We start from the raw sequence: 18,325 nt of genomic DNA, 5'->3' as shown, positions 1-18,325 counted from the left end.
GCGATCCGCATACGGCGTCCTCCAAACCAGTAAAGTGCTCGCACCAACAGTGCAGTTCAGGGGGGCAAGTGAAGAGAGTGCGGCTTGGTGTCGTGACGGCGTTGGTGCTGCTCGCGGCAAATCTGGTGGTGGCCGGGACCGCGGCAGCGGTGGAGGATGACACGGGCCCGGTGCTCCCCATGGCCGACTTCGACAGCCTGATAGTCGATCCAGTGCATGATCGGCTCTTCCTCAGCGGTGGCAGCCCCGACGACAAGATCCTGGTTACGGACCTGTCCGGTGCTGCGATCGGCAAGATCGCAGACGAGCCGGGTGCAACCAAACTGGCGCTGTCGCCGGACAGCAGCACTTTGTATGCGCTGCTGCCGGGCCAGGGGGCGATTTCAGCCATCGACACGACAACGCTCTCGGAGGTCGCCCGCTACGACACTGGCGGGCAGGCCGGAACTGCAGACCGTCCCGTCCCTACCTCGCTCGCATTCAGCGCGGGGAGAATCTGGTTCACCTACAAGCAGGGCGACAGCGGTGGGCTCGGCTCTCTCGATCCTGCAGATCCGGCCGCGCCGGCCGCCCGCACGGAACTGGGTCAGGGGTACGCCGTGCAGTCGAGCCCGAAAGCGCCGGGCACCCTGGCGGCGTCCTTCCAGGTGGCCGGTCAGCCGGAGCTCGACGTCGTCGATGTCACCACTGGCACGCCCCGGATCACGGCGCATGCCCCCGGCGTCTGGTCGTCACGCCTCGTGATCACGCCCGACGGCCAGGGGGTGGCCACTGACGTCAACGGCGTCCTGCGGCTCACTGACCTCTCGTGGGACACCGATTACAGCTCCTTCCCCGCCCGGAGTTGGGCGCTGAGTAGCTTCGCATTCGCTCCCGATGGGACCATGGCCGTGGAGGGCTGGGACGGCATGGGTAGTTTGAGTCACGACAGTGTCCTGACCATCCAGCCCCAAGGCACGGACAGGCTGCGGACCTACGATTTCCCGGACTTCCAGTCCACCGGAATCACGGTGCAGGACATTGCATGGACTCCCGACGGTTCCCGGCTGTTGTCGGTGATCGACACCATGGGCACACTGCGGCTGCACGAGCTGCTGCGGCCGCGAGCAGCCCAAACCGCCATGGGCATTACATACCCCGACTTGATCCTCAACACGGGAACTGCCCTCCCCGAGAGCGGCGCGGTGAGCAGCGCACTCCCCTTCTCGGCCGGCGCCGTGGTCCACATCAGCCGCGCGGACGCGGCACATCCCAACGGTGTCGTGCTTCCCGACGCACCCCTCACATCCGACGGCCGCTTCGCTTTCCAGGACACGCCGCCCGGTACGGGGACGTACACCTATCACGTGCGATATTCCGGCGACGCTGACCACCTGCCGTCAGACACCACCGCGACGATACGCGTGGCCAAGGTGCTCAGCGTCGGCACCGACGCCAGCAGCTACGCCTACGGCGCCACCGCGAAGGTCACTGCGCACCTGAGCGTGGACTTCACGGGTGGCAAGGTCTCCCTTTACGCTCAGCCTGCCGGCGCCACCAAGCAGCTGCTGAAATCGGGCACCGTGGATTCTTCCGGCAACCTCGCCGTGAGCTACAAGGCCACCAGGGACACGACGTTCACCGCGGTGTTTGCCGGCCGCCACTACTACTTCGCCACCACCGTCGCCAAATCTGTGGGCGTCCACGCATCGGTTCATGGTTCGCTGAGCGGCTACTACACGACCGCGCTTTACGGGAGCACGTCTTATCGGGTCTACCACCACACCGCGAAGCAGAAGTACACGGTGACCGTCGCCCCCGCCAAGCCGGGAGCATGCACGCGGCTGCTCGTGCAGCACTACTACTCGGGATCCTGGCATACCTCGAAGGACCTGAGCTGCGTTCGCCTGAGTGCGACCAGCAGCTTGACCTACTCGTTCTCCTACACCGGGCCGGTCGGTGACCGGTTCCGTGTCAGGGCGGAGTCCAATCCGCAGGGCACCGATACAGCCAATTTGCCCACGTGGAGCAGCTGGGGATACTTCATGATCCGCGCCTAGCTTCGATCTTGCACGACGGTCCGCCGACGGAGTCGGCGGACCGTTTCGCCTTCTGTGGCGGAGCCCGATGCCGCCATCGCCCAGTTGCGGGAGCTGGGGCGGCAGATGACCAGCGTTCACCCGGACTCCTTCCGCGCGGAGCATCCGCCCGCCCCTCTGACCGACCGGGAGCGGGAGGTCCTGCTCCTGCTCGCCACCGGCGAACGGAACCAGTGGTTCGCCCGCCGCCTCGACATCACCGAGCCCACGGTGCGGGCGCACACGGCCGGACCCGGCGCGCTGCGGCTCAGGTGCCGCGGGCCTCGCGCTCCGACTTCGCCCGGACCGTGTCGATGACCGCTTGGACGGCCGTCACGAAGTTCTGGGGGTCGTCCAGGCCCACGAACCGGGGTGCGACCCGCGCGATGTTGGGGTATTTGTCCGGCGGCAGCGTGAGGTAGTCGGTCTTCCAGGCGCGCAGATCGGCGTCCCTGAGCTCCGGGGACAGCGCGGCCAGGCTCGCGTCCATGGCGCTGTAGGCCAGCACCAGGTCGGCGAAGACCCGGTAGTAGCGGGCGGCCTCGGCGTCGTCGAGGCCGGCCCGGCGCATGCAGTCCAGTTTGCGTTCCACGGAACGGAACTCGTTCTCCCGCCGGGCTGTGCGCGCGGCGGCCAGGGCCCCCACCCGGGGATGGCGGAGAAACGCCTCATGGAGAAAGGGGGTGGGTCTGGGACACCACCCACCAGGACCTCGTCGGCCTCCCCCCCCTTCCGAAGTCCGTGCCCTCCGCGTGCCCGTAAGAGCGGAAAACAGCCGTGGAGCCCGCCCAACGCCGTCGCTTCCCAAGCTGAGAGCGCGAGTTCGATTCTCGTCACCCGGGGCCACTGGCCTCGGTATGCGTGGTCGCGTCGAGGCGCGCCAGGGCTCACGGCGTGATCACAACGGTTTCGGGGTCACCAGGGGACGACGCCGTCGTCCTCGAAGAACGAACCGGTCGGGCCTCCGTCGGGCAGCCTGGCCAGTCGGATCGCTGTGGCTGCGCCCTGCTCGGGAGTACGGGGCCCGTGGAATCCGGTGAAGTCGGTCGCGACGAGGCCCGGGCAGGCGGCGTTGATCAGGATGTTCGTACCGGCGAACTGCCGGGCGTACTGCACGGTGACGGCGTTGAGGAACGACTTCGACGGTGCGTAGGCCGCCATGACAGGGCCGATCTCGATGTCCGGGTCCGCCTGCCGGGTCAGGGAGCCGACGGAACTGGAGACGTTGACGATGCGCGGCGACGTCGAGCGCCGCAGCAGCGGCAGCATCGCGTTGGTCACCCGGATGACACCGATGACGTTGGTCTCCACGACCGTGCGGACCACATCGAGGTCGAGCGTGGTCGGATCCTGCACCCACCCCGGGCCCGTATCTCCCGAGATGCCGGCGTTGTTGACCAGGACGTCCAGACGCCCGGCCTGCCGTTCGATCAGTTCCGCGGCATCGGTGACACTCTGATCGCCCGTCACGTCCAGCGGCACCCCGAATGCCTCCACCCCGGCGGCGCGCAGCTTCTCAAGGGCGGCCTCGCGCCGGGCCGCGTCGCGGGCTCCCACGCCCACGCGGTAGCCGAGAGCGCCCAGCCCGGCCGCGATCTCGTACCCGATTCCCTTGTTCGCGCCGGTCACCAGCGCGATCTTCGTTTCGCTCATGACGTCGATGCTCGCTCGCGGACGAGTGGCGCATCCAAGACCGATACAGTGCCCTGTCATACCCGGTAGGTATCACCGACGTACGCTGTGGCCATGGACACCTTGGAGACCCGCGAGCTGAGATATTTCATGGCCGTCGCCGAGGAACTGCACTTCGGCCGCGCCGCCGAGCGGCTCGGCATGGCCCAGCCACCGCTGTCCCGGGCGATCCAGCAGCTCGAGCGGCGCCTCGGCGTCTCCCTGCTGAAACGTAACCGCCGGGGCGTATCCCTGACCGGCGCCGGAGAGGTGCTGGTGCACGAGGGGCGCGCAGCCCTCGACGCGACCACCGCCGCCGCTCGCCGCACCCGTCGCGCCGGTGGCACCGACAGTCCGGGCGGCCCACGCAACCGCCTGGTGCTGGCAGTGAAGGCCGCCGCGTCTCACGAGCTGCTGCAGAAGCTCCTCGACACCTACGCGGCCGAGCCCGACGCCGCCGAGATCGAGGTGCTGCCGAGCGGCATGTGTGAGCAGGAAGAGATGCTGCGCGACGGCCGCGCCGATGTGGCGCTCATGCACGCGCCGTTCAACTCCCTCGCCGGGTTCGACAGCGAGGAACTGATGACCGAGGGGCAGGTCGCCGTCCTGCCCGCCAGGCACCCTCTCGCCGCGCACAGGACTCTGTCCGTGGCCGACGTCAGCGACATCCCCGACCTTCCGCTCGCCCGCTGGCCCCGCCACGGCACATACCCACCCGGCCCGGGACCCGAGATCCACGACCAGACGCAGCTGGCCCAACTGATCGCCCTCGGACGCACCGTGGCCGTCTTCCCCGACTCCGCCCGCGCCTGGCTGTGGGCGGAGCACACCGCCGTCCCCCTGACCGACGCACCCCCCGTCGTCACCCACATCGCATGGCCCGCGCACAGCCGCTCGCTCGCCCTCGCCGGGCTGATCCGCACGGCCACACAGCTATGACCCTCTCTCGGATCGGCCGGCCCCGCCGGTCCGTGCGCAGACCCGGGTGACCGCCAGGGCCGGATCGATGGTGCAGCGCTGGGCGGGGAAGTCGGCGTCGGCCGTGCAGAGCGTGGTGCTGTCGGTGCTGAAGGCGGGCGAGGTGACGGAGTCGCCGGATGCCGTGCAGGAGCCGGCGCGCGGTGGACCGTACCGGGAAGGACATGAGGCTCAGCGGGGTGGGCGCCGCATCGACATGCGCAGTCGCAATGACGCCACTCAGTCGGCATGCGGGACGAGACACCCCGAGCCTGGAAGGGCTCGCGCACCATCTCGGCCAGCCCGGCCGCCAGTTCGCGCTGTCGCTCGTCGTCGGAGTGCGTCGCAGCGCTGATGGATCAACGCCGCCTTCTCCGAGGACTGCCCGGCCCGGACCGGCAACCCCACCGCTTGGCGAGCACGCTTCCGCCGGGCCCGACCGAAGGTGGTGCTCCGGAACGCTGCCCCCTTCTCCCCTACGAAAAGCAGCCCGTTCGGCCCCTTCTCGGCGTACCGGTTCAGGTACCGCCGCGACTCGGCTCGACCGCGGCTGCCACGCCTGCGGTGGCGCGGGATGACCAGGCCGGTGCCCCGGTGGCCGCCGTCCGCGATCACCGTGGCCCTGCCGACAACGTCCTTCGCGCCGGACATCTTCCATGCCTTGCAGGAGCCGCGGTTGCCCCCGGCGGGCCGACCGACGGTGACGACCACAATCCCGGCGTCGTCGAGGTGAAAGATTTCCCGGTTCGAGGCAACCCTTTGCGGAGCCTGTGACCACAAGGGATCGGATCCGGCCAGTTTCGGTGTCTGGGTCCGGACCTCCGGTGAACGGCATGCAAGGAGAACACCTCCCCATGAACAACCCCACGAACGGCGGGCGCCGCGGGCGTCACCGCCGTCGCTGGACCGCCACTGCCCTGCTGCTCGGCGTTCCCCTCGCCGTCGTGCCGTATCTCCTGTTCGCGCAGGAGGATTCGCAGGCCGCGACCGTCGACGGCGATTCCTACTACCGGCTGGTTTCCGTGCGCAGCGGCAAGGTGCTGGACGTCAACGGCTTCTCCACCGCCGACGGCACCCGTATCCAGCAGTGGACCGACCAGAACACCGCCAACCAGCAGTGGAAGCTGAGGGCCACCGGGGACGGCTACTACGAACTGGTGAACCGCAACAGCGGCAAGGTGCTCGGCATAGCGGGCAGTTCGACCGCCCAGGCGGCCGCCGCCGAGCAGCAGACCGACAGCTCCGCCACCTCCCAGGAGTGGCGGATCAGCGATGTGAGCGGTTCCGACGCCGTCACCTTCACCTCCCGTAGGAGCGGCCAGGTCCTGGACGTCTCCGGAGGCTCCACGGCCGACGGCGCGGCAGTCATCCAGTATCCGGGCACGGGCGGCACCAACCAGCAGTGGAAGCTGGTGAAAACAGCCGAGACCCAGGCGTCCGGGACCGGCAGCGCGCAGACCACGGCCGCGGCCGGACCGTATGTGTGGAAGAACGCCCCGGTGGCGGGCGGCGGTTACGTCACCGGCCTGGTCTTCAACCAGAAGGAGAAGGGCCTGCTGTACGCGCGCACCGACATGGGTGGCGCGTACCGTTGGGACACCGGGGCCGAGCAGTGGATACCGCTGACCGACCAGTTCGGCGAGAAGGACTGGAACCTGCTGGGCATCGAGTCGCTGGCCACCGACCCGGTCGACCCGGACCGGCTCTACCTCGCGGCCGGCACCTACACCAACGAGTGGGCCGGCAACGGGGCGCTCCTGCGCTCCACCGACCGCGGCCGCACCTTCCAGCGCACCGACCTGCCGTTCAAGCTGGGCGGCAACGAGGACGCCCGCGGGGCGGGCGAGCGCCTGGTGATCGACCCCGCGAACCACGACCACCTGCTGCTGGGCACCCGCAAGAACGGCCTGTGGCGCAGCACCGACGCCGGTAAGACCTGGAGCCAGGTCTCCTCGTTCCCGGTCAAGGACGGCGCGAGCTTCGGCACCGGCATCTCCTTCGTGACGTACGGCCCGGCCGGCAGCAACACGATCTACGTCGGCGTCGCCGACAGGTCCACCAGCCTGTACCGGTCCACCGACGGCGGCAGCTCCTGGCAGGCGGTCTCCGGGCAGCCCACCGGCCTGGTGCCGCAGCACGGCGTGCTCTCCGGTGACGGCTCGCTGTACGTGTCGTACTCCAACAACACCGGCCCGAACAACGTGTCGGGCGGTTCGGTGTGGAAGTACGCCGGCGGGGCGTGGAAGAACATCTCGCCGTCACAGGGCAACTACGGCTTCGGCGGTCTGGCCGTCGACCCGCAGAAGCCGTCCACGGTGATGGTCACCACGCTGGACCGCTGGTGGCCGCAGGACGAGGTCTACCGCAGCACCGACGGCGGTGCGACCTGGAAGACCCAGTCCGACAGGTCCGTGCGGAACGCCTCCATCGCCCCGTACCTCGGCACCGGCATCGGGCACTGGATGACCGCGCTGAGCATCGACCCGTTCGACTCCGGGCACGTGCTGTACGGCACCGGCAACGGCATCTGGGCCAGCAACGACGCCAACGCGACCGACAACGGCGGCACCAGCCACTGGTTCATCGGAGCCCGCGGGCTGGAGGAGACGGCGTACTACGACGCGGTCTCCCCGCCCGGCGCCGCCGCCCTCATCACCTCGCTGGGCGACCAAGGCGGCTTCGTGTACGACGACCTGACGAAGGAGCCCACCGGGCGGCTGACCAACCCGGAGATGTACAACAGCACCTCCGTCGACTTCGCCCAGTCCAACCCCTCGCTGGTGGTCCGGGTCGGCCGGGGCGGCAAGCAGGACGGCGCCCTCTCCACCGACGGCGGCCACACCTGGAACGGCTTCAAGGGCGAGCCGGTGCCCAGCGCGGACAGCGGCCACATCGCGATCGCGGCGGACGGCTCCACGTTCGTCTGGGCCGAGGCCGGCCAGGCCCCGTACCGCTCCACCGACCGGGGCGCGAGCTGGTCGAGGGTCAACGGTCTCGGCAACGATGCCGTGGTCGTCGCCGACCGGTCCTCGGCCAACACCTTCTACTCGCTGAACAACGGCACGCTCTACGCCAGCACCGACGGCGGCGCGACCTTCGGTGCCCGCGCATCCAACCTGCCGAGCGGCAAGCTCAGCGCCGTCCCCGGTGTCGCGGGTGACCTGTGGCTCTCCGGCGGCGGCAAGGGGCTGCTGCATTCCACCGACGGCGGCCGCAGCTTCACCACGCTCTCCTCGGTGCAGTCCGCCTCCGCCCTCGGCTTCGGCAAGGCCGCGTCGGGCGCCTCCTACCAGGCCCTGTACCTGATCGGCACCGTCAAGGACGTCACCGGAGTGTTCCGCTCCACCGACAAGGGCGCCACCTGGCTCCGCGTCAACGACGACGCCCACCAGTGGGGCGGCATCAGCGGCATCGGCATCATCACCGGCGACCCCGACACCTTCGGCCGCGTCTACATCGGCACCAACGGACGCGGCCTCCAGTACGGCGACCCGTCCTGACCCCTACGCCCGAGCGGGGTCGCGGCCACAACGGCCTGCGGCCCCGCCCTGGCTGAGGGGGTGGGCTACCTGCTCAAGGAACGGGTCAGCGCGGTGGCCGACTTCACGGCCGCGATCGAACGGGTCGCCGCAGGCGGGACGGTGGTGGACCCGAAGGTGATCCACCAGCTGGTCCGGCTGCGCCAGGATCCGCTGGAGCGGCTCAGCCCCCGCGAGCGCGAGGTGCTCGGGCTGATCGCGGAGGGCCGCACCGACGCCGGCCTCGCCAAGCACCTGTTCATCAGCGAGGCGGCTGTGAACAAACACATCGGCAATATCTTCAACAAACTGGATCTGCCGGTGGACACTGAGGGCCGCCGGCGGGTGCTGGCGGTCCTCGCCGCTCCAGTGGTACGGCCGGCTCTGAGCACCTGCCGATGGTCGGACGCGGTGACCCATTCGACGAACTGGACGATCACGCCGTTGGGGTCGGTGACCTGGAAGAGGCGTTCGCCCCAGGGCTCCTCTCGCAGCGGCACGGCGATCTCGACGCCCTCGGCACGCAGCCGCTTCAGCTCGGCGCCGTGCACCGCACCCTGTTCCAGCGCAGCACAGTCCGTGAGATCTTGTGGGGCCCGGCCACCATCCGCGTTCAGCGGGCCAACCATGTCAGCACCGTCGTCATCAGGAACACAGCGACCGCCGCAAGCCAGACCACAAGCCGTGTCGGCCCCGAAGATCCGGGGGCCCGCTCCTCGTCCCCTCGTGACAGCAGTGCGTCCGCGAACGCCTGCGCGGTTTGCGGTCGTTCCTCGGGTTCCACGGACAGCGCAGCACGAAGAAGTGTTGCGATGCCGTCCGGAACGTCGAGATCTCTGGGAATCGTCGGCAACGACGACGTCGATGTCCGCTGCGGCACGAGGACTGTGCGACCGCCCGAACCGAACGGCTTGTGCCCGGTCAACAGCTCGAACGCGACGACACCGAGGGCGTACACGTCGGCTCGACCGTCGAACCCGCCGGTCTGGAAGGCCTGTTCGGGTGCCATGTACGCGGGAGTACCGGTGGTCACGGTCAGCCCCGACGCGTCGGCCAGTTGCTTCGCGCTGCCGAGGTCCGCGACAAGTACGGCCATGGGCGTGCGGTCGGCGTCTAGGAGGAGGTTCGACGGCTTGATGTCGCGGTGGATGACGCCCGCGTCATGGAGCACCTGTACGGCGTACCCGGCCTCGGCCGCCAACTGGAGCGCCTCCGCGGGCCGGCAGTGCCCTATCTTCTCGGCCAGAGTGCCACCCCGGACGTAGTCCATGACGAAGTACGGCCGGTCGTCCTGGACACCGACGTCGTGAACACGCACGACACGTGGGCTGGAGATCCTGCGGAGCAGCCTCGCCTCCGCCAGAAACCGTTGTCGCACATCGGCGTTCGAAGCCCAGTTGTCGGCCAGCACCTTCACCGCGACATCGGTGTCGAGCTCGGGGTCGTATGCCCTCCAGACAGTGGCGAACGAACCGGCTCCCAGCCTGTCCTCAAGGAGATAACGACCTAGCTTCTGCATACGGCAACATTTTCCCTGAGGCGATAAGGCGGATTGCGGCGATACGGCGGATGCGGCGGATGCGGCTGGGAACTACTGTGCGACCTTGTGGGATCCAGGTCGGACGATATCGGGGGACAGCAGGGTGTTCGAAGAGGATGAGCTGACGCAGCTCGTGGCGTCTGCCCAGGCCGGTGACCGGGGGTCCCTGGACCGCCTCCTCGTCAGGCTTCGGCCCACGGTCATGCGCCGCTGCTCCAGGTTCCTTCCGCACCACGCCGACGCCGAAGAGGCGGCGCAGGATGCCCTGTTGTCCATCAGCACACATCTGCACGAGTACACCGGGCGAGGCTCGTTCCTCGGTTGGGTGACCGTGATCGCGTCGAACGCCGCCAGGTCCACGTATCGCTCGATGCGCCGGCGCGCGGAGGACAGTCATGCGGTCGTTCCCGACGGGGTCGACCCCCGGACGACGAGCGTCATCGCGGGGACCCGCCTGGACCTGATGGAGTCGCTGGCCGCGCTGGAGGAGCGGCACCCGGCCCTGGTGGAGTCCTTCGTGCTCCGTGATCTCGGCGACCTGACCTATCTTCAGGTCGCCGAGATCACCGACGCTCCGCTGGGCACGGTCAAGGACCGCATCCATCAGGCTCGTCGCTTCATGCGGGAGCGTCTGGGCGGTGGCTTCTGAGACGCCCCGGCTCTCCGCTTCCCACCGGCATCAGCTCGACGGATGGCCGGGAGGTGCTGCCGTGCGGGGTCGGACGATCGTCGTCATCCTGGCGGTAGCCGCCGTACTCGGGCTGTTGACCGGCCGGTTCGTCCTGCCTCCGCCCTCCGCTCCGGCCACCCCGACGGTACGTCCGGGCGTCGCGGCCTCCTCGTCGGGCAACGGCTCTCCCAAGCCGAGACCCGCGAGCGGCCCCATGACGAACCGGCACTTGCTGACAGCGGCCGACTTCAGGAAGGTCGGCCTCTCCCAACGCATCTACGTACGGGATCGCGTCGGCGACGGCAACTACGCCAACGCGGCCTGCACCGGCGAGAGGACCCTCGGCGAGACCCTGGGATCGTACGGCGCGCACTTCCGCGGGTTGGTGACGAGCAAGGACACGGGCAGCGACGACCCCACCACGGCGGCGGACATCGGCGATCAGGTCGCACGCGAAGTGGCCGACGACGCCCGAAGCCGGGCACTGGCCCAGAACTTCGCCCAACGCCTGCTGTTGGAGGAAGTGCCGTGCCAGAGCGAACCGGCCACCCACTGGATCTACGGGCCGACACACACGATCGACATCACTGCGGACATCACCGCGAGTTGGATGGGTGTGTACGACGGCGACCTGAACACCACAGGGACCGCACCCCGAGGCAAGGAGCCCTGTGGAGGCATCGCCGTACTCCGCAACGGCTCTCACTACGGGGTCCTGGAGGTGCATGCCTGCCTGGACACGGCCACGATGACGCGGATCGTCCGTGCGGCCGTGACAAAGCTCTGAGACCACCCTGAGACCACTCCCACCTCGCCACCTGACGTGACATGGATCACACAAAACACGGCAGGCCGCCATCCAACATCTCCCGCACCTCCGGCATCTCCCAGGTGTACGACGACGCCCACCGCGTCGCGACCAGACAGGAGATGACATGTTCGACAACCAGGCAGCCGGCAGGAAGTTCTCGCGTCGCCGTCGTACGGCAGGAGTGGCCGCCTCCGTCGGGGCCGCGCTGCTCGCGGTCGGGATCGGCGCGCTTCCCGCCGCCGGCGCGGACACGAGCGCCGCGAGCCGGTCGGCAACCGCGCTCACCGCCGCCGCTGCTGCCGCGCCCGGCCTCGGATCCGCCGCCCTGCTGCAGAGTGACGACTTCTTCCAGCAGGGTCTGACCCCGGTCGGCGCGACCGTGGAGCTGACCGGGAAGCAGGCTCTTTCGGCGTGCTCCGGCGAGGAGACGATGCGCTCGCTGACCAAGGGGAAGGCCGCCGCCTATGCCGACGTGACCTGGGCCTTCGACACCGGCCGCACCTCGCTGACCGAATCCGTCGCGGACGGTTCCACCGCCACGTCGGCGGCCTCGTACGAGAAGCAGCTCAACAAGATGGTGCGCGGCTGCCAGGTCGAGCCGCAGGGGCACTGGTACTACGGCAAGGGACACGCGATCACCGTCAAGGCCGGCAACGGCACTTGGTACCCGGCCTTCAACGGCGACGGCAAGGCCGCCGGCGGCATCGCGGTGATCCGTAGTGGCCACAGGTTCGGCATCGTCGAACTCTCCGGCCGGCCCAGCGACGCCCCCGGCTACCTGGAAGGCATCACTGCCGGTGCCGTCAACCGACTGGCCGACTGATCCCGCTCCGCCACGGCGATCCGAAAGCGGTCCCGGACGTTCGCGGCCGGCCCTGGTGCCCCGCTGTCGCGTCTCGGTCCGCCTCGCTCCTGCTGTGCGACACCCCGGCAAAGGCCCCGGCCAGGGCGGCCGGGGCCTGTTGGCCGTGACCCCGGCGCAGCCACCATGGCCGGCAGCGGCGTGAGACACCCGGCGCGATGCAGCTGCGCCACCAGCCCGGCGCAGAGGAGACCCGTGGCGGCCGGCACCACCCAGGGGAGCCACCGCACACCGGTGTCGAACAGCGCTCCCACGGCCAGGTTCCCGAGCGAGATCGCGATGCCGGAGGCGGTGCTGTAGGCGCCGTAGTAGGCGGATTCCTCGTTTCACGGTACTCCGCGGCCCACTGCGGCCGGGAAGGCCGCTGGTCACGCGCGTGAGCCGCGAGACGCGCCGGAGTAGAGTCGGAGATCTGGTCCGCTCTCCGTGCCCGGATGACCCGAGGTCGCCATGCAGCAGCCCGAGCAAACCCCCTCGGAAGGGCACGCCGACGTACGCGTCGTCGCGGCCTCCCCCGAGGTCGCCCGTCGTGTCGCGGAGGTGCTGCGCCGTTGCTTCGCGGCGACCGAGCAGCGCAGCTATCCCGCGGGCGCCGGGGGCGGAACACGCCTCGAGCTCGTCGTGGACACGACGCGGGCGGCAGAACCGGCGCGGTCCTGGCTGGAGACCAGCCGCCCCCCGGGAGCCGACAGCCGGGGCGAGTGAGGCGACAACCAGGGCAGCCCGTTCGGTCTGTTCGAGGAGTAGCGTGAGGTCATCGGGAGCATTTCGCACACCGGCCCCGACGCCGGTGTCGTTCCTGGTGAGCAACGACGCCGGACGACTGCCCACGCGCAGGGAGTCCGGAGACGGGTCCGCACGATGTCCGCGAACACCGGCCGTCCTCCGCTGAGCGCCATGCCCTTCAGGGCTCCGACCGCACGTCTCGCCCTCAAACCCCTGAGCCCCTCCCCGGAGCCCGTCGAGCTGGACGGCGCCTGGTGGCCCCGCTCACGTGACCTGGCACAGGAACTCGCCCCACTGACCGACGTACTGGACCCAATGTGGGGCCGGATCACCCGGATCGCCGTCAATCCCCGCTACTGGCCGATCATTCCGCGCAGAATCTTTGTCAACGGCCATGTGGTGAAGGTCGGTTGGTTCACCTCGGAGCTGGATCCGCACAAGATCCTGCTGCTGTCCGGCACGTCGGTCCTCCGGAACCTCCTGGTGGTTCCCCCGGAGACCGACGACGCGGCTGCCGCCCGGCTGATGTCCGCCGCGAGCGCCGGCGCGGGCCCGCGCCGGACCGCGTCCGCCCTCATGGCGGCGGAGCAGCCCGAGGGCACGGCCTCGTCGTACGACACAGGGGCCGGCCCGGCGCCCCGGCCGGCGGCGGGCATGTGACGTCCGGCTCACCCCGGTCACGGGCCGGGTCAGGCCCGACCGCCCGCGGCGGCCGACATGAGCGGTTCCGCGGCCTCCTCGGTCGTGTCCGGCGGCACGACCAGCAGGTCCCAGCGCCCCCGGCCGGGGGCGAGCAGGACGACGGTGCGCGGGGCGGATGCCGCCGGTGTCCTGCGCAGCCGTACGACCTGGTTGGAGACGAGCATCCGGCCGGGCACCGCGGACCACGTCGCCCCGCTGACCGTGACGCTGGTGATGTGGCCCCACGCGTGCGGCAACCCGGCGAGCAGTTGCGGAAGTTCGACGAGGAGGTCGTACGAACGAGGCCACCACGCGCCGTCGATGGCCCGGGGCAGGTCCCTGTGCGGGGCCAGACGCAGGCGCAGGGCGGGCCGGGAGGGAAGCGGTGGTTGCAGTGCGGTGGCCATGACGGCTCCTGCCAACTGCCTTGCACGATGGGATGGTTGACGCCGATCCGACCCCACAGCAGCCGGCCGGCCAGGCCGGGAGCCGGGAACGGCAGGACCGCGATCACCGCCGGCGCGGGCACATACAGCCGCTCCCCGCCGCCGCGAGCGGGCAACGGGCCGTCCGGCCTGGGTGACATGGAGGGGCTCCTTGACCTCGGCGGAGGCCGCTGGGACGGAGGTGCGGCAGGGGTCACGGGCTGCCCGTGATGGATGGGTGGTGTACTGGAGACGACCTGTCAGATGGGCACGACGCACCCTCGCTCTCCCCACCGTACTCCCCGTGCCGGGAAGCACCCGGAGACCGCTGGTCAGGCCCCCGGGCGGGGTGGGCTCGGGCCGGTGCCACGTTGACACGGATCGGCGCCGGACGTTGACTGACGGAACGGCGCAGGGCCGTGAAGGGCAGGGCCGACCGGGTCTCCGGCAGCCTGGAGCAGGCCGCCGAGAAGGCCGAGGGCGTCTTCGGGCGGCGACGCCATCACCACGAGAACGGTGCATACGACCATGTACGACCAGACACGCGCCCAGCAACCCGCCGACCGGCCCCCGGGCCTCGCCGGGCGCCGCGCCCCAGGCGTGGAACCGCTGCTCCCGCCCGACGAACGGGACAGGATCGTCCGGCGCCTCGGACACGCCGTGAACACCTTCGCGGACGCTCCGGGCGAGGCCCTGGAGGAGGCTGAGAACGCCTTCGACGAAGCCACCGAGGCGCTGGTGAACGCCCTTGCGGAACGTCGGCGCCTCCTGCGCGCGGGCTGGCAGGACCGGGACCCCGAGACGCAGTCCGCCGAACTCCGGCTCGCGCTGCGGGAGTACCGGGAGATCACCGGGCGGCTGCTGCGCGCGTGAACCGGGCGGCTGCCGCGGGCACAAAGGGCCACGGGTCCGCCGGGGCAAGCCCCTTCCGACGGTCGCCGCCAGTCGTTCGATCACCGGCGGCGGTCGTCTGGGACTCCCTGTGCGGCCCGCTGGACACCGCTCACTGGCTCGACGCACCGCACACGGTGATGGCACCCGGCCGGGTGATCACGGTGGAAGCCGCCCGGCTGATGCTCGCGCCGCGGCCGACCCCGCGCTCCACCTCGGCGCGGGCGCGCTTCTGAGCCGCTGACGTGGCAAATAGTGGCAAATATTTCGTCGGCTCGAAGAGAGAATGAGGCACGGGGAACGGGGAATATTCCCTGCCCGGCCGACGGAGCGGAATTTTTTCGCGGCAGGTGGCCGAGCGCGCCGTGCTACTGTCGAGACAGGTTGCAGTTGTGGTTGCCAAAAGGTTCTTTTTCCGACGGGCTGATCATCGCGGCGACACGGAGGGCGCACAGGGCGAACTCCGAGCACCGTTTCCGAAGGAGAAATGACATGGCTACAGGCACTGTGAAGTGGTTCAACGCCGAAAAGGGCTTCGGCTTCATCGAGCAGGACGGCGGCGGCGCCGACGTCTTCGCCCACTACTCGAACATCGCCGCCCAGGGCTTCCGCGAGCTGCAGGAAGGCCAGAAGGTGTCGTTCGACATCGCTCAGGGCCAGAAGGGCCCGACCGCCGAGAACATCGTTCCGGCCTGACCACAGCACCGACGCATACTTCGCAGCTGGGGCCCGCACCTTGGGGTGCGGGCCCCAGCTCGCTGCATTTTCAGGGGGAATCGCCCCTGTCGTCTTCGGCTCGTTCTCGCGATTCTCTGCGCCGTTCATCATGCTGCGGGAATTCCTTGATACGCGCCCGCATCGAGGAAGATCCCACATGAACAGAACACGCGTTTCACGCGCTCAACGCCCCCAGCGCGCCACGCGCTCCACCCGCCCTTACGACCGTTTCGAGGGCTCCACCGCAAACCGCTCCGGCGCCCGGCGCCGCCCCAAGGGCCACGACAGCCGACAGGCCGCGACCGGCGGGGAGTTCGCGCTGCCCAGGACGATCGAGCCCGCACTGCCCGCCGTCGAGTCGTTCGCCGAACTCGCCATGCCGGCGCCGCTGTTGGCCGCGCTCGGCCACGAAGGCGTGAGCGTGCCGTTCCCGATCCAGGCGGCGACCCTGCCGAACTCCCTGGCCGGCCGTGACGTACTCGGTCGTGGCCGCACGGGTTCCGGCAAGACCCTCGCCTTCGGGCTCCCGGTGCTGGCCCGTACGGCGGGACGGCGGGCCGAGCCGCGACAGCCGCTGGCCCTCGTCCTGGTACCCACCCGCGAGCTCGCCCAGCAGGTCACCGACGCGCTCACCCCGTACGCCCGCGCCGTACGGCTGCGGCTGGCCACCGTGGTCGGCGGGATGTCGATCGGCAGGCAGGCCAACGCGCTGCGGGCCGGGGCAGAGGTCGTCGTGGCGACGCCGGGGCGGCTGAAGGACCTCATCGACCGGGGCGACTGCCGGCTCGGCGAGGTCGCCGTCACCGTCCTGGACGAGGCGGACCAGATGACCGACATGGGGTTCATGCCCCAGGTCACCGCGCTGCTCGACCAGGTGCGTCCCGGGGGCCAGCGGATGCTCTTCTCGGCCACCCTGGACCGCAACGTCGACAAGCTGGTCCGCCGCTATCTGACCGACCCGGTGGTCCACTCCGTCGACCCGTCGGCGGGTGCCGTCACCACGATGGAGCACCACGTCCTCCATGTGCACGAGGCGGACAAGCACCGCACGACGACCGAGATCGCGGCGCGGGACGGCCGGGTGATCATGTTCCTGGACACCAAGCACGCGGTGGACCGGCTGACCAAGCACCTCCTCGGCAGCGGTGTCCGGGCGGCCGCCCTGCACGGCGGCAGATCCCAGCCGCAGCGCACCCGGACCCTCGCGCAGTTCAAGAGCGGGCAGGTGACCGCGCTGGTCGCGACCAATGTCGCTGCGCGCGGCATCCATGTCGACGACCTCGACCTGGTCGTCAACGTGGATCCGCCGGGCGACCACAAGGACTATCTGCACCGCGGCGGCCGTACGGCCCGGGCCGGCGAGTCGGGCAGCGTCGTCACCCTGGTGACCCCGGCCCAGCGCCGTGACGTGAGCCGGTTGATGGCCTCGGCCGGCATCAACCCGACGATCACCGCGGTGCGCTCGGGAGAGGCGGAACTGAGCCGCATCACCGGCGCCAAGGCCCCGTCCGGCGTCCCGGTCGTCATCACCGCGCCGGCCGCGGAGCCGCCCCGGCGGGCCGCAGCCCCCGCTTCGGGCTCGGCCCGAGGCCGTCGGGGGCGGGCCGCTCGGGGCCGGTCCGCCGGGCAGCGCCGCGCGGCATGACAGGTCGCGGTCCGTCGCCGGTCGGCGACGGACCGCCTGCGCAAAGCCGTCGCGCTCAGAGAATCCGCCCGTACCGCAGGAGGCAGCTGTGACACCGCTTCAGACGCATCGATCGCTCAAGACGCATCGAAACCCGACCGTGCCCGACGTCATGGTCCGGGTCGACCACGTGGACGCGATCGAGCTACGGGTGTTCGACGACATGACCGTCGAGGTGGCCCTGTCCATCATGGCCGGTGCCGGCGTGGACCACCTGCTCCTGTGCGACGGGGACGACGAGCGCACCGGCTCGGTCACCCGGGCCGAACTCGCCGTGCACCGCGACAGTTCCGCCTACACGGACCACGTCCGGCTGCGGGACGTCCTCGGCGCACCGTGCCCGTTCGTCAGCCCTTCCACCTTCTCCCTGTGAGGCACCATGCGCTGTGTGATCGCCCGCTACCCGTTCGAACTGACCAAGCACGGAGTGCTGGACTCGATGGCGGGAGTCCAGCCCGAGATCGTCACCGGTGACTCCGTGACCATCGGCCGCCGCCGCTATCCCGTGATGCAGGTCGGTGAGGTCATCACCCGGCAGGACCGCCGCGACTTCACCAGCGGCGAGGTCACCCGGACCATGGCCCGCCTCGGCTTCACCTGCCACGCCCGTCCCGAAGCCGCGCCGATCCCGGCTGCGGGTGCCCGCAGCCCCCTTCAGGCCGCCTCGGAGGCGCTCGGGAGCCCCGGCCCCGTCCAAGGACTCTGAAGTTCCGACCGGACAGAGGAGATGGGGCGCATGTGCGCTCATCCCGACCCGTCCGAGCCCTTCCGTAGGCCCGAACTGTTCGACGAATGCCGGATGGTGCGCGCCCGCGGCAAGCTGGACCCGACCACCATGACACCCCTGGTGCACGCTCTGGAGGGTGCCCGCACCGGATGCGGGCGCGTCTTCCTCATCGTCGATCTCCGCGAGGTGACCTTCGCGGACGGAAGCATCCTGCAACCCCTGTGCGAGGCGTGGGACGACTGCCGGGCCCGGCAGGGCTGGGTCCGCGTCGTCCACAGCAGCCGTGGCATAGAACTCGTCATGCTGGACGGCGGGGTACTCGGCCGCTTCCCCGCCTATGCCAGCGCCCAGGACGCCTGGCGCGGCCGCAGAAGATGACGTAAGGGAT

Annotated in this window: 19 protein-coding genes and 4 pseudogenes; 16 read left to right on the top strand and 7 right to left on the bottom strand. The window is 69.9% G+C overall.

All coding sequences use genetic code 11. The features are described 5' to 3' along the window. Positions 1–92 precede the first annotated feature (92 nt). Together ACWDAG_RS16680 and ACWDAG_RS16675 are read left to right on the top strand one after the other, a co-directional pair. Complete coding sequence (locus ACWDAG_RS16680) at positions 93–2,039, top strand: hypothetical protein (protein WP_450696302.1); 1,947 nt, start codon at positions 93–95, stop codon at positions 2,037–2,039. A 54-nt stretch (positions 2,040–2,093) separates the two neighbouring features. Continuing rightward, complete coding sequence (locus ACWDAG_RS16675) at positions 2,094–2,375, top strand: LuxR C-terminal-related transcriptional regulator (protein ID WP_450696301.1); 282 nt, start codon at positions 2,094–2,096, stop codon at positions 2,373–2,375. Here ACWDAG_RS16675 and ACWDAG_RS16670 read toward each other — a convergent pair. Both ACWDAG_RS16670 and ACWDAG_RS16665 read right to left on the bottom strand, forming a co-directional pair. Next, positions 2,326–2,703 (bottom strand): TetR/AcrR family transcriptional regulator C-terminal domain-containing protein, encoded by a 378-nt coding sequence (locus ACWDAG_RS16670; protein WP_450696300.1) that lies wholly within the window; start codon positions 2,701–2,703, stop codon positions 2,326–2,328. The two genes, ACWDAG_RS16675 and ACWDAG_RS16670, sit on opposite strands and share 50 nt — an antisense overlap. Before the next feature lie 269 nt (positions 2,704–2,972). Next, positions 2,973–3,710: an SDR family oxidoreductase gene (locus tag ACWDAG_RS16665; RefSeq protein ID WP_450696299.1), complete on the bottom strand. Its 738-nt coding sequence runs from the start codon at positions 3,708–3,710 to the stop codon at positions 2,973–2,975. A gap of 93 nt (positions 3,711–3,803) precedes the next feature. Between ACWDAG_RS16665 and ACWDAG_RS16660 the strand changes: the two genes are divergently transcribed. Further along, on the top strand, positions 3,804–4,667 hold the full coding sequence (locus ACWDAG_RS16660; RefSeq protein WP_450696298.1) for a LysR family transcriptional regulator: 864 nt from the start codon (positions 3,804–3,806) through the stop codon (positions 4,665–4,667). Between the two features lie 302 nt (positions 4,668–4,969). Here the strand turns inward: ACWDAG_RS16660 and ACWDAG_RS16655 are convergent. Continuing rightward, positions 4,970–5,228 (bottom strand): annotated as a pseudogene (locus tag ACWDAG_RS16655) (tyrosine-type recombinase/integrase); the annotation flags it as partial. A gap of 9 nt (positions 5,229–5,237) precedes the next feature. Further along, a pseudogene (locus ACWDAG_RS16650) lies at positions 5,238–5,384 on the bottom strand (IS5/IS1182 family transposase); the annotation flags it as partial. A gap of 155 nt (positions 5,385–5,539) precedes the next feature. On the opposite strand from ACWDAG_RS16650, the gene ACWDAG_RS16645 reads away from it, so the two are divergent. Beyond that, positions 5,540–8,185: an RICIN domain-containing protein gene (locus ACWDAG_RS16645; RefSeq protein ID WP_450696297.1), complete on the top strand. Its 2,646-nt coding sequence runs from the start codon at positions 5,540–5,542 to the stop codon at positions 8,183–8,185. A 57-nt stretch (positions 8,186–8,242) separates the two neighbouring features. Beyond that, positions 8,243–8,566: pseudogene (locus tag ACWDAG_RS16640) on the top strand (LuxR C-terminal-related transcriptional regulator); the annotation flags it as partial. A gap of 41 nt (positions 8,567–8,607) precedes the next feature. On the opposite strand, the pseudogene ACWDAG_RS16635 reads toward ACWDAG_RS16640, so the two are convergent. Next, a pseudogene (locus ACWDAG_RS16635) lies at positions 8,608–8,745 on the bottom strand (VOC family protein); the annotation flags it as partial. Between the two features lie 71 nt (positions 8,746–8,816). Beyond that, positions 8,817–9,722, bottom strand: coding sequence for a serine/threonine-protein kinase (locus tag ACWDAG_RS16630; RefSeq protein ID WP_450696296.1), 906 nt, complete (start codon positions 9,720–9,722; stop codon positions 8,817–8,819). A 124-nt stretch (positions 9,723–9,846) separates the two neighbouring features. On the opposite strand from ACWDAG_RS16630, the gene ACWDAG_RS16625 reads away from it, so the two are divergent. The 5 genes from ACWDAG_RS16625 to ACWDAG_RS16605 all read left to right on the top strand — a co-directional run bounded on the left by ACWDAG_RS16625 (position 9,847) and on the right by ACWDAG_RS16605 (position 13,472). Next, positions 9,847–10,392: an RNA polymerase sigma factor gene (locus ACWDAG_RS16625; protein WP_450696295.1), complete on the top strand. Its 546-nt coding sequence runs from the start codon at positions 9,847–9,849 to the stop codon at positions 10,390–10,392. Between the two features lie 61 nt (positions 10,393–10,453). Further along, a complete protein-coding gene (locus ACWDAG_RS16620; RefSeq protein WP_450696294.1) occupies positions 10,454–11,200 on the top strand; it encodes a hypothetical protein in 747 nt (248 codons plus the stop codon). Between the two features lie 148 nt (positions 11,201–11,348). After that, positions 11,349–12,047, top strand: coding sequence for a hypothetical protein (locus ACWDAG_RS16615; protein WP_450696293.1), 699 nt, complete (start codon positions 11,349–11,351; stop codon positions 12,045–12,047). Positions 12,048–12,536: 489 nt separating this feature from the next. Further along, positions 12,537–12,791: a hypothetical protein gene (locus ACWDAG_RS16610; protein ID WP_450696292.1), complete on the top strand. Its 255-nt coding sequence runs from the start codon at positions 12,537–12,539 to the stop codon at positions 12,789–12,791. Between the two features lie 192 nt (positions 12,792–12,983). After that, positions 12,984–13,472 carry a DUF5994 family protein gene (locus ACWDAG_RS16605; RefSeq protein WP_450696291.1) on the top strand — a complete coding sequence of 163 codons (489 nt, stop codon included), beginning with the start codon at positions 12,984–12,986 and terminating at the stop codon, positions 13,470–13,472. Between the two features lie 29 nt (positions 13,473–13,501). On the opposite strand, the gene ACWDAG_RS16600 is transcribed toward ACWDAG_RS16605, so the two are convergent. After that, entirely contained in the window at positions 13,502–13,900 is a 399-nt protein-coding gene (locus tag ACWDAG_RS16600) for a DUF5994 family protein (RefSeq protein WP_450696290.1), read from the bottom strand. A 546-nt stretch (positions 13,901–14,446) separates the two neighbouring features. Between ACWDAG_RS16600 and ACWDAG_RS16595 the strand changes: the two genes are divergently transcribed. From ACWDAG_RS16595 to ACWDAG_RS16570, 6 genes are all read left to right on the top strand, one after another. Then, positions 14,447–14,791: a hypothetical protein gene (locus tag ACWDAG_RS16595; protein ID WP_450696289.1), complete on the top strand. Its 345-nt coding sequence runs from the start codon at positions 14,447–14,449 to the stop codon at positions 14,789–14,791. Between the two features lie 510 nt (positions 14,792–15,301). Then, positions 15,302–15,505, top strand: coding sequence for a cold-shock protein (locus ACWDAG_RS16590; RefSeq protein ID WP_030224351.1), 204 nt, complete (start codon positions 15,302–15,304; stop codon positions 15,503–15,505). A 178-nt stretch (positions 15,506–15,683) separates the two neighbouring features. Then, positions 15,684–17,171 carry a DEAD/DEAH box helicase gene (locus ACWDAG_RS16585; RefSeq protein WP_450696288.1) on the top strand — a complete coding sequence of 496 codons (1,488 nt, stop codon included), beginning with the start codon at positions 15,684–15,686 and terminating at the stop codon, positions 17,169–17,171. A gap of 151 nt (positions 17,172–17,322) precedes the next feature. After that, a complete protein-coding gene (locus ACWDAG_RS16580) occupies positions 17,323–17,583 on the top strand; it encodes a CBS domain-containing protein (RefSeq protein WP_450696333.1) in 261 nt (86 codons plus the stop codon). A gap of 6 nt (positions 17,584–17,589) precedes the next feature. Beyond that, positions 17,590–17,916, top strand: a complete 327-nt coding sequence (locus ACWDAG_RS16575) for an SCO5918 family protein (protein WP_450696287.1) — start codon at positions 17,590–17,592, stop codon at positions 17,914–17,916. Between the two features lie 30 nt (positions 17,917–17,946). Next, a complete protein-coding gene (locus ACWDAG_RS16570; protein WP_450696286.1) occupies positions 17,947–18,315 on the top strand; it encodes an STAS domain-containing protein in 369 nt (122 codons plus the stop codon). Positions 18,316–18,325: the final 10 nt, after the last annotated feature.

The organism is Streptomyces sp. NPDC001157, from assembly GCF_053598255.1.
Note: the sequence above shows the minus strand (reverse complement) of the source record. Positions and strands in the feature narration are given on the sequence as shown.